Below are 15,784 nucleotides of genomic sequence, written 5' to 3'. Positions count from 1 at the left end.
GGGATCGAGCGGTTCTGGCGTAAAATTCGGCTCGCGAGCCTCTGGCTTTGGCTCGGGACGAGGCGGCTTCCGTGGAAGTTCCGGTTTCTTGATCGGCTTCTTGAGGAACTTAATGTTGTACATTGAGCGCCCCTGACGGTTAGACTACCATGGGTTGTAGTATCTTTCCAGTGTCCAGCAAAAGTTGGAACCCGAAGGGCGCCATTTCCCAATGGGCCATTCCTTGCTTGGTTTCTTTGCGCAGCGCTGTTCACGCTCGCGAAATTCTTATGAGCTTCAGCCAGCAGATACTGTGGTTGATCGAGAGCAGCATGACGATAGGCATGTTTGCGTGCACTGGAGCGAGGACGCAGCCGGCGCACAGCGGCCCAAGGTGTTGTCGGCTTCGCACCGGCGTGGCGAGCAACTGATCTTGCCGCTTGACTTCAGCGAACATGAAATCGCCGGCCAAGCCATATGCGACCGCCTGCAGCCATCCATGCTCATCGGATCGTCTGCAATTGCAGCGCCCGGAACGACAACGCAGCGAGTTCATCCCCGCACGGCCGCGGCGTTAACTTTAAATTAACTGTGAGGTTGGCGAAGGCAGGGCGGCGTGCGTAGTGTGGAACGCATCAGTCGGCGCCGGCTTATCTCTGAATTCTCGGCGCAGTTGGTACACGGGCCGCGTCAAACAGTTTGGTCATCGCGCGGGGAGGGGTGGGGATCTGATCCCGGCTCCGGGGCGCGAAAAGATCAACGAGACAAGGGAGGATGTTCTCAGCATCCTCCCTTTTTCTTTGTCGTGTTCTGGCGCGGCGCGGCAAGCCGTGACGCGACAGAGGGGCGGGACGCAAACGCCGGCCTCGCGATCGACGCTATGTCGATCCCTGGACATTGACCGATTGTGCACTTGCACAGGGCAGGCAAAGCCGCCTATCTGGGCCAGTATGCCGCGAAGCACCAGCTAAGGTCCTGGCCCCCTTGGAATCCCAGTCGTACTCATCCCCGGTCGAGCCGCCGGACGCCCCGCGTGAGCCGATCCTGACGCTGCCGGGCGCGCTGACGGCCTATATCGCGCTGATCGCGGTGATTCATCTGCGGGTGCTGCTGCCGGTGGAGCTGGAGAACTGGACCATCGACGTCTTCGGTTTCATTCCGAAGCGCTACGATTCCACGCTGCTCAAGATCACCTTTCCAGGCGGGGCCGGCGCCAAGGTCTGGACCTTCGTCACCTATTCGCTGCTGCATGCCAATCTCAGCCATATCGGGTTCAACATCCTATGGCTGCTGCCGTTCGGCAGCGCACTGGCGCGCCGGTTCGGCCCGGTCAGGTTCTTCGTATTCATGGCGGTGACGGCGGTGGCGGGTGCGCTCGCCCATCTCGTCACCCACGAGCATGCCATCGCGCCGATGATCGGCGCCTCGGCCTCGGTGTCCGGCGCCATGGCCGCCGCCATCCGCTTCGCCTTCGTGAAGGGAAGCTTTCTTTCGTTCCATCGGGGCGATGCCGACGCCGCGGCGAAAGTTCCGGCGCTGTCGCTTTCCCGGGCGCTGCGCAACGGGCGCGTGCTCGGATTTCTGGCGGTGTGGTTCGGCGTCAACATCATCTTCGGCCTCGGCTCTATTTCGATCGGGTCCGAAGGCGCCAGTGTCGCCTGGCAGGCACATATCGGCGGATTTCTCGCCGGCCTGATGTTGTTCTCGCTGTTCGATCCGGTGCCGCGTGCGATGCCGCATGCCGCGGATGCTTCGTCGCCGGATGAGTCTGGCCGCGTCTGATCGCCGCTTGCGGCGACGAGCGATTTCATCCATCATCCACGCAGGTTTCAACGCAAGCCATAGCCGCTGCCGTGCAGGACAGCCGCGCTTGCCAACTGCGCCCAAAACGAAAGCGGCGCGGAACTGTTGATTGAAGACTCGCGAACAAGTCGGGCTCTCGGGGGCGCGATAGGGATTCAGGAGGCGACAATGACGGTACGTACAATTCTCGATACCAAAGGTCATAACATCCTGAGCGTCGAGCCGGACGCCAAGGTCTCAGCCGCGATCAAGCTGCTTGGTGAGCGCAAGATCGGCGCCGTGCTGGTGATGAACCAGGGACGTCTCGAGGGCATCATTTCGGAGCGCGACATCGTGCGAGTGTTGGGCGAGCGCGGCGCCAGGATTCTTGAGGAACCGGTCAGCGCCGTCATGACACGCAAGGTCGTCAGTTGCCGGGAGTCCGACACCGTCGCCGGCATCATGGAAATGATGACGATCGGCAAGTTCAGGCATCTGCCCGTGGTCGAGGACGGCAAGGTGGTTGGGCTGATTTCGATCGGCGACATCGTCAAGAGCCGCGTCCAGGAATACGAGGCCGAGCAGGAAGCGCTGCGCGACTACATCAAGACGGCCTGATCGCTATTCCTTCTCGGCCTTTTCCGCCGCCGCGGCCTGGCTCGCCGTCGCCGGCGGTGCCAGAATGTGGATCGCTTCCTGGATCGAATCGATGGCGCGCTCGGCGGCGCGCGCGCCGTGGGCGATCAGATCGTCGGCGCGATGAAAATCGAACCAGCCGATCTTGCCGACGCGGGGCGAGATCAACAGATCCGGCGGATCGCCGGCAAGCCGTGCGCGGGTGATGCGGTCCTGCATGATGTTGAAGGCATCGACCATCACCGAGGAGATGCCGGGCCTTCCGCCACCGCCGAAGAACTCGCGCTTCATCGTGCGCTCCGCGGAGAAGAATTTTCCGATACCGCGTTTCGGCGGCTCGGGTTCAGCCATCGCTTCCGGCATTACCGAGACCGAGACGCCGGGTGTCGGGCCGTGGGAATAGATCGTCGTGGAATGCGCAAAGACGTCGCTGGAAAGATTGGCGGCGATGACGATTTCCGCGCCGAGCGCGCGTGCCGCCGACACCGGCACCGGATTGACCAGGGCGCCGTCGACCAGCCAGCGGTCGCCGACCAGGATCGGCGAGAATATGCCGGGTAGCGCGTAGGAGGCGCGCATCGCATCCACCATCGGGCCATGGGTCAGCCAGATCTCGTGGCCGGTGCGCACCTCGGTGGCGACGGTTGCGAATTTTACCGACAGATCCTCGATCAGGCTTTGGCCCAGCGCAGTCTCCAGCTGGGCCGCGAGCTTGGCGCCGCCGATCAGGCCGGAGCCGTTCAGGCGGATGTCGAGATAGGAGAGGACGGTTCGCGGTTGCAGGCTGCGGGCCCATTCCTCCAGCGTGTCGAGATGTCCGGCGGCATACGCGCCGCCGACCACGGCGCCGATCGACGTTCCGACCACGACGTTGGGAATGATTCCGTGGGCCACCAGCGTCCGGACGATGCCGATATGGGCAAAGCCGCGTGCGGCGCCGCCGCCGAGCGCCAGTCCGATCACCGGCCGGCGGATACTGCCGAGCCCTACCTTGTCCTGGGTATCGGAGCCCTTTTGGCCGCGCCCCATCCAGCTATCCAACACGCAAACTCTCCTGCGGCTGCCACGATATTCGCCGCAGCGCGACCGCGCCAGAATAGACTATCCCGATCCCGATGCATGGTTTATGCCCCGGCAAAAAAGGCGTAGGCACGGAATGTGACTGGACCGCGACCGCAGCATTCAACAGGAGGTGTCTGCACGGGTTCCGCCATGGCGGCCGGCCGGCTTTAGCCACGAAGGCTTGAATTTGCCGCGTTTTCGGTGAAAAGCATGGCCATGATTTCGGGCGGCAACGGCATCGCTGGAAACGGGCAGGGCGGAAGGCCTCTCCCGGCGTTTGTGCTTGCATTGGCGTTCGTCGCAGTGTTTTCGGTCCCGGCCTCGGCCCAAATGTTTTCGGACCGTCCGCCGCCGGTGCCGCCGGCCGCGGTTCCGGATGCCCAGACCGGGCCGGCCATGAATCTGGCACCGCCCTCCGGGACCGGCACGATTCCGACCGTTCCGCCGCCGCTGAACCAGCCAACCATCGTGCCCCCCTCGATCGCGACGGCCCCGCCAGCGGCGCCGGCGCCGGGCGCCGCAACTCCAAATCAGGGGGTGCTGTCGCTGACGGCGCGCTACGGCAAGGACCTCCCGGTGATCAATGGCGGGCTGGTGTGGCGGGTGTTCGCCGACAAGCCCGACGATACCGGCACGTTCAAGCTGATTCGCGAGGAGCGCGGCGCGACGCCGAACATCGTGCTGCCGCCCGGCAATTACGTCGTCCACGTCGCCCTCGGCCTCGTCAGCGCGGTGAGGGCGGTGAGCCTGAAGGCGGAAACCGACCGCGTCGCCTTCGTGCTGCCGGCCGGGGGCTTGCGCATCGAAGGCCGCGTCGGCAGCAGCAAGATTCCGCCGAACCAGATTTCGTTCGCGCTGTACAAGGGCAGCCAGTTCGAAGGCGGCGCCGAGCGTAGCCCGCTGCTGCCGAGCGTTCCTGCCACCGACGTCGCGCTGCTGCCCGAGGGGACCTACTACATCATCTCCAACTATGGCGACGCCAACTCGGTTGTGCGCTCCGACATCCGGGTACAGGCCGGCAAACTGACCGACGTCACCGTCAGCCACCGCGCGGCGGTGATTACGCTGAAACTCGTCGGCGACAGGGGCGGCGAGGCGCTCGCCAACACCGCATGGTCGGTGATCACGCCGGGCGGCGACGTCATCAAGGAATCGATCGGTGCGTTTCCCCGCGTCGTCCTGTCCGAGGGCGAATACCGGGCCATTGCCAAGAACGAAGGCAAGGTATTCGAGCGTCCCTTCAACGTCGTCAACGGCGTCGATACCGAGGTCGAGGTCATCGCGCGCTGACTGTCATATTCGCCGCATCGCGGGTTCAGACAAAGCCGTGCTTACCTGCGTGTAAAACAGCACAGCTCTTGCTGTTCGGCTGATCAGGCCGCAATGCACCGAAGCACGGCTTCGGCCTCGTTGGTCGCGGTTCCCGCATGGGCCATCGTTGCTTGATGCTCGACGTCGCAAAGCTGCATCGGCCCGTCGCAGTATCGCGTATCATTCAATGAGCGTTGTATCGCCCCACTCTCGCCAACGAGAGCCTCAGTCTCGTCAACCAGACAGCTTACGTCTCCGACACTGCGATCTTGATCTACATCAACAGTGAAGGAGATGCCATGGCGGTCGATTTCAGCCTCGAAGGCGCAAAATGGGGCTCACCCGAACTGGGCACTGCGGGTGGGACGGTCACCTGGGCCGTTGATGACAGTATCTCCCAGACAGAACTGCAAACCATCAATGCTGCATTCGCTGAATGGTCCGAGGTTGCCAATATTCAATTCCAGCAAGTCGCGTCCACTGCCGAATCCGACATCGATTTTGCAAACAGTGCGCTCGATGGCGCCGGCAACGTCCTGGGGGTCACGGGCTTCAGTTATTCAGGGGGCCAGCTTCAGAGCGCGGACATCAAGTTCGATAGTGGCGATAATCTGAGCGGCTCGGATTTCAGCCTCGTCGCGATCCACGAGATCGGGCATGCAATTGGACTGGGTCACTTCAACGACGATCCCGCGGTGATGAACTCGACCGCCAATTTCGACCTCACCGGTTTGGCGCAATCCGACATCGACGGCGTTCTGGCGCTTTATGGCGCCAACCCCACCGACATGTCGGATGCGGGCACGGGGATCACGCCGCCCGACACCGGCGATACCGGAGCGACGCCTGACACGCCGACGACGCCGACCGCAGGTGCGGACAATGGCGGCGCCGGCGGCTGTGGCGGAACCCAGACCGCTGCGGGCGATGGCGCCACGGGCACCGCCATCGGCACCGGTGCAGATGCCGGCATGGGTGATGGCGGCGCGGCCCATGCCTTCGGCGGTGATCTTGGCGGTCGCTTCGCCGATCTCGCATCCCTGCTGCATTCAATCCAGGGGGACCGCAGCGATGCAGCCGCCGCACCGGGCGCTGATTTGCACAGTGCGCAGCTCGCCGAACTGAGCAACGTGGCGCACCAGTTTGTCGACCATCATCTGTGGGGTTGATCGTGCGCGCGATGGTCGTCATGTCGTGACGACGCGACAAGGCCCGGCGCAGAACGAGAGTTCTGCGCCGGGCCTCATCGTTGGATGACGATGAAGAGAGCTGTCTAAAGTCGCAAACACCTGATGTGACGAACCAAAGTCTAGAACTGCAAGTCTAGAACCGCGTCACGATATCAGACAGCGCCGGGCGCGGACGGTCCTCGGCGGGTTTCGCCGGTGTTCCGATATGGATGAAGCCGGCGAGCCTTTCATCGGCCTTCAGTCCGAGCCCGTCGAGCACGTCGCGGTCGAATGCGAACCAGCCGGTGAGCCAGTTCGCGCCGTAGCCCAGCGCGGTGGCGGCGGTGACGATGTTCATGGCGCTGGCGCCGGCGGATAATTCCTGCTCCCAGGCCGGCACCTTGGGGTGCGGCTTGGTAAAGCTCACCACCGCGATCACCAGCGGCGCGTCCATCAGCCGGCGCTTTTCAACCTCGATATCGGCGGCCGGCGCGGACGGGTTCTTCTTGGCAAACACCTGTGCAATGACGTCGCCGGCGCGAGCCCGGGCGTCGCCCTCGAACACGATGAAGCGCCACGGCGTCAGCTTGCCGTGATCGGGTACCCGCGCCCCGATGGTCAGGATGGTATCGAGTTCGCTGGCCGTAGGGCCGGGGCCGCTCATCTCGCGCGGCTTTACCGAGCGGCGGATTTTCAGCAGTTCAATGGCGTCAGGCACAAGGGTCTCTTTCGCAGATCTAGAAATTTCTACCACGCAGATAGGTGGGCTACGAAGCATATGGAAGCCAATTTAGACCGATTGTGATAGTATCGGCCGGATACATATTGCTTGAGCTTTCAATCGTGCACAGGCCGATCAAATCTGACCGCGAGTATCGCCGAGCCCTCAAAGAGATAGAAGGATTGATGAATGCTCGGGCCAACTCGCCCGAGGGCAAACGGCTCGATGTGCTGGTCGCTCGGGTGGAAGTATGGGAGCGGCAACATCATCCGCCCCACATTTCCTAGGCCATTCGCGCCCGCTTCACATCCGGCGGTGTTGCTTCCTCGACCAGCGCGGCGAGCGCTTCGTCGGTCGGCATTACCTTCTGGCCATCGCTGCCGAGCCGGCGGATCGAGACCGAATGGGTTTCGGCTTCCTTCTTGCCGACGACGAGCAGGGCGGGGATTTTCGCCAGCGAGTGCTCGCGGACCTTGTAGTTGATCTTCTCGTTGCGAAGATCGATCTCGACGCGCAGGCCCGCGCGCCGTGCCGCGGCGGCAACCACCTTGGCGTATTCATCGCCCTCCGAGGTGATGGTCGTGACCACCACCTGGGTCGGCGCCAGCCAGAGCGGGAAATTGCCGGCAAAGTGCTCGATCAAAATGCCGATGAAGCGCTCCATCGAGCCGCAGATGGCGCGATGGACCATGACAGGCGCCTTCTTGGAGCCATCGGCGTCGATGTAGAACGCGCCAAAGCGTTCCGGCAGGTTGAAGTCGACCTGCGTGGTGCCGCATTGCCAGTCGCGGCCGATGGCGTCGCGCAGTACATATTCGAACTTCGGCCCGTAGAACGCGCCTTCGCCCGGATTGATTGCAGTCTTGATGCGGTTGTTGCCGCTGGCCTGGATTTCCGCCAGCACCGTCGCCATCACGCGCTCGGCATGTTCCCACATCTCGTCGGTGCCGACGCGCTTCTCCGGCCGGGTCGAGAGTTTGACCGTCAGTTCGCCGTCGAAGCCGAAATCCGCATAGGTCGACAGGATCAGCTCGTTGATCTTGAGACACTCGTCGGCAAGCTGGGCCTCGGTGCAGAACACGTGCGCGTCGTCTTGTGTAAAACCGCGCACGCGCATCAGGCCGTGCATGGCGCCCGACGGCTCGTAGCGATGAACCACGCCGAACTCGGCAAGGCGCAACGGCAGGTCGCGGTAGCTCTTCAAGCCATGCTTGAAGATCTGCACATGGCCCGGACAATTCATCGGCTTGAGTGCAAACCAGCGCTTGTCCTCGGCCTCGTCGCCGGCGGATTGGGCCGCGAACATGTTCTCGCGGTACCAGTCCCAATGGCCCGAGGTCTCCCACAACACCTTGTCGAGGATCTGCGGCGCGTTGACCTCGCTGTAATCGCCGGTCAGGCGGCGGCGCATATAGGCAATGAGCGCCTGGAACACCGTCCAACCCTTCGGGTGCCAGAACACCACGCCGGGGCCTTCCTCCTGGAAGTGGAACAGGTCGAGCTCGCGGCCGAGCTTGCGGTGATCGCGCTTCTCGGCTTCCTCGATCTGCTTGAGGTAAGCGTCGAGCTCTTCCTGCTTCGCGAATGCCGTGCCGTAGATGCGCGTCAGCATCGGGTTGTTCGAGTCGCCACGCCAATAGGCGCCCGCCACCTTCATCAGCTTGAAGGCGTTGCCGACCTTGCCGGTCGACGACATATGCGGGCCGCGGCAGAGATCGAACCAGTCGCCCTGGAAATAGATCTTGATCGGCTCGTCGCCCGGAATGGCATCGACCAGCTCGACCTTGAAGGCCTCGCCCTTGTCGCGGAACACCTGTTTGGTCTTTTCGCGGTCCCACACTTCCTTGGTGAAGGGCTTGTCGCGCGCGATGATCTCGCGCATCCGCTTTTCGATCGCGGCAAAGTCTTCCGGCGTGAACGGCTCGTTGCGGAAGAAGTCGTAGTAAAAGCCGTTCTCGATCACCGGGCCGATCGTGACCTGCGTGCCCGGCCACAGCGACTGCACCGCTTCCGCCAGCACATGGGCGCAGTCATGCCGGATCAGTTCCAGCGCGCGGGGATCCTCGCGGTTGATCAGCTCGATCCTGGCGTCGCTCGAGATCGGATCGTTGAGATCGGCGACCACCCCGTCCAGCGCCATCGCGACCGTGCGCTTGGCGAGCGAAGGCGAGATGCCCCTGGCGATGTNCGGTGATGTCCTTGGCGAATTCACGCTTGGCGCCGTCGGGAAAGGTNGATCTTTTGCACGGGTTCGGCCGGTTTCAAATTGGCGAGGCCGAACTGGAATCCCGATGCGGGCGTATTCTGGTCAGGCATTGGCGTCTCCTGGAGCTCACTCCTGCGAACGAGCGCAGGTAAGCGGGAAAGCAGCGGTATAGCAGGGGATTCGGCTCCTGCAATCGGGCAATATCGAGAAAATCACGCCATATCGTGATCACAAAGAAGGATAGTGCCGGTCGCTCTAACCTCTCAGGAGGCGTGGTTCGCCACCAGGGATTGCCGGACAGGCGCGCATTGTCTAGCCTTGGGTACTGCGTCGTTGCTCGTCCATTCGCCCGATTGTGCCGGTCTGATGATGTTTCGGTTTCTCGTTCTCGCAGCCCTGCTGCTGGTCAGTGGCGAATTGCGTGCTGAAACGCCGGCCGAGAAGGCCGGCTTTGCGCCGAGGCTGATCATCTATAACGCCAAGGGTCCGGCCAATTCCTGCGGTCCGGGTTGTGACCGCTGATCGCGATCGAAGGCCAGGTCGATGAGGGAGCGGCGGCGCGTGTCAGCCGCTTCCTGCGTGACGCCAAGGACACGACGCGCCCGATCTATTTCCATTCGCCGGGCGGTTCGGTCAGGCCGTCCTATGTCATCGCCCGGATGCTGCGCGGCAGGAAGGCCGTTGCCCGGATCGGGCGCACCATCGCAACCGCCTGCGCCGGCGGAACCCAGGTCGACGCGGCCTGCCTCAAGATCAAGACGGCCGGCGGCGAGGTTGAGGCCGAACTGACGACCCGCAACGCCATGTGCAATTCGGCCTGCGGTTACGTGCTTCTCGGCGCCACAACCCGCGAGGTTGCGCCCGATGCCATCATGGCCGTTCATAATTCGAGGCTGACGCTGGTCGTTCACGGGTCGATCCCGGCGCAGGTGATCGCCGAATACAAGCAGCGCCGCATGGCCAGCGCCGATCGCGAGCGCGCCGCGTTCGTCACCTCGATGGGCGTCAGCCGTGAACTGGACGATCTCATCAAGACGGTAAAGTTCGAGAGCCTGCACGTCCTGACGCGGGCCGAACTCTATCGCTTCGGTATCGACAAGCGCTCTCTGCTCGAAACGCCCTGGACATTCGAAACCGCGGCGCGCCCCTACGTCCGCAAGCTCGCGTCGGCCAGACAGGGCGATGGCGAGTCGTTCCGCTCGATGGAGTGGCGGCTGTTCTGCGAGAACAAGAACCGCGCCAGGCTGATGTTCGTCCGGGAAGCGGACCAGGAGGTCAGCGGCAACAAGGACGCCAGCAGCAACAAGTCGGTGATGTTGATGGCGGGTTCGGAAAAATCCGTGGCCTTTGGAAGGTACCCCGCGCGCGTCGGCAAGTTCGAGGTCTGGAGCGACATCGTTGCGCCCGAGGCCATGGAGGCAATGCTGGCCGCTCCCCGCCTGCAGATGGGCGAGCGCACACCAGCGGCGGAAGGCAAGACCAGCCTGTCGACATTCGACATCGACACGCTTGGCCTCGGCGCGTCGTGGACGCGGCTCCTGGCATCGTGCCCGGCCAATAACCCGCGACCGCCGGCGGCAGCATCCACCAAGATCAATGCCGATCCGGCAGCCGCCGCAAATCCGGCGAAGTGAGCACCCGCTCCGGTGGCAGCAATGCCTGTTCCGGATCAGCTGATCGTGAGCGAACCGCTTGGAAGCGACAGTCGCAACACGCGGGGGTCAGAACTCAAGATCGGCCCAGACCCCGGCATGATCTGATGGCCATAGCGAAGGATCGCCAGCGGCGGGCTTATCGAAGCAGACGCCACTCGCCACTGTCTCGATTGCACTGCTCGTCCAGATAAAATCGATGCACCGGTCCATCCGCGGCCAATAGGGATGGGATATTGCGCCATCTCCCCCAGCCAGCGGTGTGAATGCCGTCGGTGACGTTTGGGTAGGACGAAACCGGCTAGCCATGAGGGCCGCAGAGGGCATGTCCAGTGTCGCGTTGAAATCCCCGCAGACGATGCATTCCGATACGTCATTTCGTCTGTCGATCCATGCCAGAAGCTGCTGGACTTGAAACAGCCGAAGGGAATCGTCGCCACGTGACATGTAAAGATGGGTTACGTAGATATCTAACGGCTTGCTATCCACGAGAACGCGGGCGACTAGCGCCACCATATCGCGCGTCTGGAAGTCGAGATTTCCAGTTTCGTTGACGGGAAAGCGGGTGAGCAGCGCTTCGCCTTCGACCGAGGCCAATCCGTTTACTCGCGTCTGCTGGACCAAATTGTAATCGATGCCCTGGACTGGTCCGATACTCCTTTGCAATTCTCGCGCTGTCTGCCGCGCGATACTCACTTCGTTGAGCGCTATGATGTCGGGTTGGAGGACCTTCATGCCCTCGACTATGAGGGGACTTCGTTCATCCCACCGCTTGTGATCCTGCTCAAGATTGAGCGTTACCACTCGAAAGCGCGTCGCCACCCGGTCCTCCTCCACCTCGAAGCTCTGCGAGATCCTCCTTGTACTGGCCTTCCTGCACGGCCTCCCCAGAAGTTGCAATAAAAAACAACTTCATCTTAAGGCGGAGGTCGGAGACGAGCAATGCTCTGTGGCACAAGCCACGCGTCATCAACATGACAATTCGGTCCGGGATGCATGCCGCGATGTCGCGGCGAGGCCGGTTAGCGGTTCGCGTAGGGCGCGCTGGCGATCCGGGTCAAAGCCGGCGTTGCGGCCATCTTGACCAGCACGTCCTTGACCGGATGCTCGGTCCAGGCCTGCGTCACGTAATCGCGATGGGTGACGCCATCGGGCGTCTGCACGAACACGACGCTGCCGGGCCGCAGCGGTCCGTCCATGCTCTCGGTGACGGTGATGCCCTTGTCGCGGAGCATCTGCATCAGCTCCAGGTCGTGCCGCTTGGTGTAGCGGGTATACGAGGAGACGAAGAAGCCGGTCCGGTTCTTCTCGATCCAGGACGCGAACTTGTCGAGTTCGCCATAGACGGCGTCGAGCAGGAACACGCCGCGGACGCGGTTGGGGAGGCCGCCGACCTCGAGGCTCCAGGCGGTCGGCAGGAAACCGCCGCTATAGCCGACGATCACGATCGGCATGTTCGCAAACGCCTGCGCCGACTTCGGATCGCCGTAGATGCGGGCGAGGTGGCCGGCCGATTCATCGATGAAGCGCTTCAAGCCGCCGGGTTGCCAGAACTTGCCAGCCGAGGAATCGGCGGCGTTGACCGCCATTTGCGGCGCGAGCAGCACGGCGTTGACGCCGGAATCGGTGATCTGCTGCGGCACCAATTGCCGGTCGCGGACGTCGCGCTCCAGCGTCGCGCCATTGCCGTGGAAGAACACCACGATCACCGCGGGCTTTTTGACGTCGAATGTCTCGGGGACATGCACCAGCACGCGGCTGTCGTTATAGGTCTCGTCCTGCCAATAGACCCGGCCGCCATAGCTGCGGTGGCCCTTGCGGTCGCCCTTGGTGATGTTGAGGAACGGCTCATCGGAGCGCGGATTGTTGCCGAAATAGGGGAAGGCCGAAGACTTCATGCTGACCAGCGTGGTCAGCTCTTCGCGCTCGGTGCGGGACAGCGTCAGCGTTGGCGTCAGCGACGCTACTCTCACAGGTTCGGTGCGAACGGTGCGCGGCTGCGGCGTCAGCGCAACCTGTTGCTGAATCTGCGGCAGGCTTTCGCTTGCGGTCGGGAAACGGTCGGCGAATTGCGGCCCAGGGAAACGTTCGTCGAACGTTTCAGCCCTGGACTTGGCGGCCCCGGATTTGGGGCCATCGGTGTTCGCCGCCAGCATGTCCGCGTTCGGCGCCTTGCCGCACTGAACCAGAACCAAGAATAGCGGCATGACCAGCGCGGCCATCGCAAGCCAGTGCCATCGCAGCGGCAGGGCACGTCGCGGCATCGCCCGGCTGGCGCGACCAATTGTCTGGAATTTCGGATCAGCTCCGACCATCCACCCCAATGTCCCAAGATTCACCGTCGACCGGGGTTAAGCTTGCACGCGGCGACGTTAAGCGTCCGGAAAAACTCCCCACGTCCGGAAGCCCGAGGAGACCACCCAATCGTGTCGCGATTGTGGGATGGTCACGATGTTTTCGCAATCCAGTAGTGGCACGCGGGCTCTGGGCGGTACCATCGAACCTATTTTGCGTCTCTATTTAAACCCTTGTTAACATTGCTTGAATTGAGGGCCATCAACCTGCACGATGCAGCTCTCGGCTGCGGGCGCTTGAAGATGGGGTCCGAGATGGCAGCATCACAAACGGGAAGCCCGGCTTGGGCTGGCTCGCTCACCGGTGGCGGCTCCGGCGTTTCAGTTCTGGTGGCGGTGGCTATCGTCGTAGCCGACATGGTCGGCGTCGGCGTCTTCACCAGCCTCGGCTTTCAGGTCAAGGACATTCCGTCAGGCTTTTCGATCCTGCTGCTGTGGGCGGTCGGCGGCATCGTCGCGCTGTGTGGGGTGTTTTCCTACGGCGAACTCGGCGCGATGTTTCCGCGTTCGAGCGGCGAGTACAACTTCCTCGGCCGGGCCTATCACCCGGCCTTCGGCTTCGTGGCGGGCTGGGTGTCGGCGACGGTCGGCTTTGCGGCGCCGGTAGCGCTCGCCGCCATGGCGTTCGGCGAGTACGGCAAGTCGGTGCTCCCTGATGCGCCGCCACTGGTGCTCGCGGTCGGCCTGGTCTGGCTGGTGTCGCTGGTGCAACTCACCGGTGTCAGGCACTCCTCGACCTTTCAACTGGTAGCGACCATCCTGAAGGTCGTGCTGATCCTGGTCTTCCTGGCCTGCGGCTTCGTGATCGGCACCGCGCAGCCGGTGTCGTTTGCGCCATCAGCTTCCGATTTCACCCATGTCGTCAGCGCGCCGTTCGCGATCAGCCTCGTGTTCGTGATGTATTCGTTCTCGGGCTGGAACGCGGCAACCTACATCATCGGCGAGGTGAGGTTGCCGGAGCGCAACGTGCCGCGCGCGATGCTGATCGGAACGCTGATCGTGCTGGTGCTTTATGTCGCGCTCAACGCGGTGTTCCTGCATACCGCGCCGATCGAGAAGCTCGCAGGCCAGATCGACGTCGCCCGCATCTCCGGCAGCTATATCTTCGGCGAGTTCGGCGGCCGCATCGTCGGCGCGATGATCTGCATCGGGCTGATCTCCTCGATCAGCGCGATGATGTGGATCGGGCCGCGCGTCATGATGACGATGGGCGAGGACATTCCGGTGTTGCGGCCATTCGCCCGTCGCTCCGGCAATGGCGCGCCGGCCAATGCCATCCTGTTTCAGCTCACGGTCGCCAGCCTGATGCTGTTCACGCGCAGCTTCGAGGCGGTGCTGGAGTTCATCCAGTTCGCACTGCTGTTCTGCTCGTTCTTCACCGTGCTCGGCGTGATCAAGCTGCGCATCACGCACCCCGATCTGCCGCGGCCGTACCGCGCCTGGGGATACCCGCTGACGCCTGTCGTCTTTCTGATCGTGACCGGTTTCATGATGTACTACCTTTTGGCCGAGCAGCCGCTGCGGTCGATGCTGAGTATTCTGATCATGTCTTCCGGCCTGCTGATCTATGCCGTCTTCCGCAAGCGGGCGGATCATGGCCCTGTGGCTGTCTCTTCGGGGCGCGAATGAAGGTGCTGCATTCCCTGAGAATGGCAACGCTGGCGGCCTTCATGCTGCTGGCGGCCGTTGCTGCCGGCCACGCCCAGACTGCAACGGTGGACGACACCGCGAAATTTCTCGCGGGCATGATGCCGTCGTCGGACTCGCCGCTCGCGCCGCTTACGAGGGACCCGGCCTGGCAACGTCACGCCAAGTTCTTCGACGGCGCGTTCGACCAGCTCGAGCAGCGGCAGTTGTCAAAGATCCGCGTCTGGGCGGACACCAACCTCGCAGCGCCGCGGCCCACCATGTTCTACATGTTTTCAGGGCCGGACTTTCTCTACGCCAACGCGTTCTATTCGAAGGCATCCACCTACGTGCTGAGTGCGCTCGAGCCGGTCGGCTCGGTGCCGGACCTGACGCGACTGCCGCGCGGTGGCATCGCGTCGGCGCTCTACAATGTCGAGCGTTCGCTCGGCTCGATCCTGAGCTTCAGCTTCTTCATCACCAAGCAGATGAAGACCGATCTGCAGGCGGGGCAGATCAGCGGCACCTTGCCGATCCTCTACGTGTTCCTGGCGCGCTCGGGGATGACGGTGAAGAGCACCAGTCCGATCTCGCTCGACGACAAGGGCGCGGCGTATACTGCCGGCGAAAATCCCGGGCCGAATGCCGTGCGTGGCGCGCGCATCGTCTTCGCTGGGCCCGACGGTCAGGAGAAGACGCTGTATTACTTCTCGACCGATCTTTCCAACTCCGGCGTGCGGGCGAGCGGGTTCCTGAAATTCTGCGAGACGCTCGCGCCCGGCAACAGCCTGATCAAGAGCGCGTCCTATCTTTTGCATTCCGGCAATTTCACCACCGTGCGCAACTTCCTGCTCAACAACAGCGCCACCATAATCCAGGACGATTCAGGAATTCCGCTCGCCTATTACAGCACGAAGAAATGGCGCCTGTTTCCGTTCGGCCGCTATCTCGGACCGATCGACGAATTCCAGGGGCGTTACCAGGAGTCATATGCGGCACTGTTCCGCCGCGCGCAGCCGATCGATTTCGGCATCGGCTATCGCTGGCGTACGCCGCAAACGAATGTGCTGCTGTCGGTGAGATTGCCGGACGATGGATCGCCCGCCATTGACGCCACAGCCTCGACTGAGGCACCGCCGCCGCCATCGCGCCCGCGAAGACCGCGACCGCCGGCGGATATAGGGCCGCGGCCGTCGACGGATTTCTGGTCGCAGCCGCCGCGGGGTGGATTTTTCTTCTGGCGCTAGAGCATGATGNGAAAAGTGTGTAGCGGTTTTCCCTCGCGA

General features: G+C 62.9%; 12 protein-coding genes and 1 pseudogene. 8 read left to right on the top strand and 5 right to left on the bottom strand.

Annotated features, from left to right (window positions below):
* Positions 1–963 precede the first annotated feature (963 nt).
* Both CQ14_RS07100 and CQ14_RS07095 read left to right on the top strand, forming a co-directional pair.
* The gene (locus CQ14_RS07100; RefSeq protein WP_057857192.1) at positions 964–1,761 is read left to right on the top strand and encodes a rhomboid family intramembrane serine protease; all 798 of its coding nucleotides are present in this window, start codon (positions 964–966) and stop codon (positions 1,759–1,761) included.
* Positions 1,762–1,950: 189 nt separating this feature from the next.
* Complete coding sequence (locus CQ14_RS07095; protein WP_057857191.1) at positions 1,951–2,379, top strand: CBS domain-containing protein; 429 nt, start codon at positions 1,951–1,953, stop codon at positions 2,377–2,379.
* A 3-nt stretch (positions 2,380–2,382) separates the two neighbouring features.
* Here the strand turns inward: CQ14_RS07095 and CQ14_RS07090 are convergent, their stop codons facing one another.
* Entirely contained in the window at positions 2,383–3,441 is a 1,059-nt protein-coding gene (locus CQ14_RS07090) for a patatin-like phospholipase family protein (RefSeq protein WP_057857190.1), read from the bottom strand.
* A 234-nt stretch (positions 3,442–3,675) separates the two neighbouring features.
* On the opposite strand from CQ14_RS07090, the gene CQ14_RS07085 reads away from it, so the two are divergent.
* Both CQ14_RS07085 and CQ14_RS07080 read left to right on the top strand, forming a co-directional pair.
* A complete protein-coding gene (locus tag CQ14_RS07085; protein WP_057857238.1) occupies positions 3,676–4,749 on the top strand; it encodes a hypothetical protein in 1,074 nt (357 codons plus the stop codon).
* Positions 4,750–5,039: 290 nt separating this feature from the next.
* Complete coding sequence (locus CQ14_RS07080) at positions 5,040–5,939, top strand: matrixin family metalloprotease (RefSeq protein ID WP_156434728.1); 900 nt, start codon at positions 5,040–5,042, stop codon at positions 5,937–5,939.
* A gap of 154 nt (positions 5,940–6,093) precedes the next feature.
* On the opposite strand, the gene CQ14_RS07075 is transcribed toward CQ14_RS07080, so the two are convergent.
* Together CQ14_RS07075 and thrS are read right to left on the bottom strand one after the other, a co-directional pair.
* Positions 6,094–6,657, bottom strand: coding sequence for a nitroreductase family protein (locus CQ14_RS07075; protein ID WP_057857188.1), 564 nt, complete (start codon positions 6,655–6,657; stop codon positions 6,094–6,096).
* Positions 6,658–6,943: 286 nt separating this feature from the next.
* A pseudogene (thrS, locus tag CQ14_RS07070) lies at positions 6,944–8,847 on the bottom strand (threonine--tRNA ligase); the annotation flags it as partial.
* A gap of 385 nt (positions 8,848–9,232) precedes the next feature.
* Here thrS and CQ14_RS45780 point away from each other — a divergent pair.
* Together CQ14_RS45780 and CQ14_RS07065 are read left to right on the top strand one after the other, a co-directional pair.
* Positions 9,233–9,388, top strand: coding sequence for a hypothetical protein (locus CQ14_RS45780; protein WP_245320228.1), 156 nt, complete (start codon positions 9,233–9,235; stop codon positions 9,386–9,388).
* 137 nt (positions 9,389–9,525) lie between these two features.
* Positions 9,526–10,500: a hypothetical protein gene (locus CQ14_RS07065; protein ID WP_245320227.1), complete on the top strand. Its 975-nt coding sequence runs from the start codon at positions 9,526–9,528 to the stop codon at positions 10,498–10,500.
* An 87-nt stretch (positions 10,501–10,587) separates the two neighbouring features.
* On the opposite strand, the gene CQ14_RS07060 is transcribed toward CQ14_RS07065, so the two are convergent.
* Positions 10,588–11,340 (bottom strand): endonuclease/exonuclease/phosphatase family protein, encoded by a 753-nt coding sequence (locus CQ14_RS07060; protein ID WP_199805451.1) that lies wholly within the window; start codon positions 11,338–11,340, stop codon positions 10,588–10,590.
* A 200-nt stretch (positions 11,341–11,540) separates the two neighbouring features.
* A complete protein-coding gene (locus tag CQ14_RS07055; RefSeq protein ID WP_082649741.1) occupies positions 11,541–12,833 on the bottom strand; it encodes an alpha/beta hydrolase in 1,293 nt (430 codons plus the stop codon).
* A 294-nt stretch (positions 12,834–13,127) separates the two neighbouring features.
* Between CQ14_RS07055 and CQ14_RS07050 the strand changes: the two genes are divergently transcribed.
* Together CQ14_RS07050 and CQ14_RS07045 are read left to right on the top strand one after the other, a co-directional pair.
* Positions 13,128–14,501, top strand: coding sequence for an APC family permease (locus CQ14_RS07050; RefSeq protein WP_057857237.1), 1,374 nt, complete (start codon positions 13,128–13,130; stop codon positions 14,499–14,501).
* A complete protein-coding gene (locus CQ14_RS07045; protein WP_430650140.1) occupies positions 14,498–15,745 on the top strand; it encodes a hypothetical protein in 1,248 nt (415 codons plus the stop codon). The genes CQ14_RS07050 and CQ14_RS07045 overlap by 4 nt, the downstream gene beginning before the upstream one ends.
* Positions 15,746–15,784: the final 39 nt, after the last annotated feature.

Origin of the sequence: Bradyrhizobium lablabi (assembly GCF_001440475.1) — a bacterium.
GTDB classification, from domain to species: domain Bacteria; phylum Pseudomonadota; class Alphaproteobacteria; order Rhizobiales; family Xanthobacteraceae; genus Bradyrhizobium; species Bradyrhizobium lablabi.
The sequence above is the reverse complement of the archived record's forward strand: the minus strand, read 5'-3'. Positions and strand labels throughout refer to the sequence as shown.

Excerpts from the sequence above, each read along its gene's own strand:
- CQ14_RS07095 (WP_057857191.1), top strand. The coding sequence starts at position 1,951 with ATGACGGTACGTACAATTCTCGATACCAAAGGTCATAACATCCTGAGC.
- CQ14_RS07085 (WP_057857238.1), top strand. The coding sequence starts at position 3,676 with ATGATTTCGGGCGGCAACGGCATCGCTGGAAACGGGCAGGGCGGAAGG.
- CQ14_RS45780 (WP_245320228.1), top strand. The coding sequence starts at position 9,233 with ATGATGTTTCGGTTTCTCGTTCTCGCAGCCCTGCTGCTGGTCAGTGGC.
- CQ14_RS07065 (WP_245320227.1), top strand. The coding sequence starts at position 9,526 with ATGCTGCGCGGCAGGAAGGCCGTTGCCCGGATCGGGCGCACCATCGCA.
- CQ14_RS07055 (WP_082649741.1), bottom strand. The coding sequence starts at position 12,833 with ATGGTCGGAGCTGATCCGAAATTCCAGACAATTGGTCGCGCCAGCCGG.
- CQ14_RS07050 (WP_057857237.1), top strand. The coding sequence starts at position 13,128 with ATGGCAGCATCACAAACGGGAAGCCCGGCTTGGGCTGGCTCGCTCACC.
- CQ14_RS07045 (WP_430650140.1), top strand. The coding sequence starts at position 14,498 with ATGAAGGTGCTGCATTCCCTGAGAATGGCAACGCTGGCGGCCTTCATG.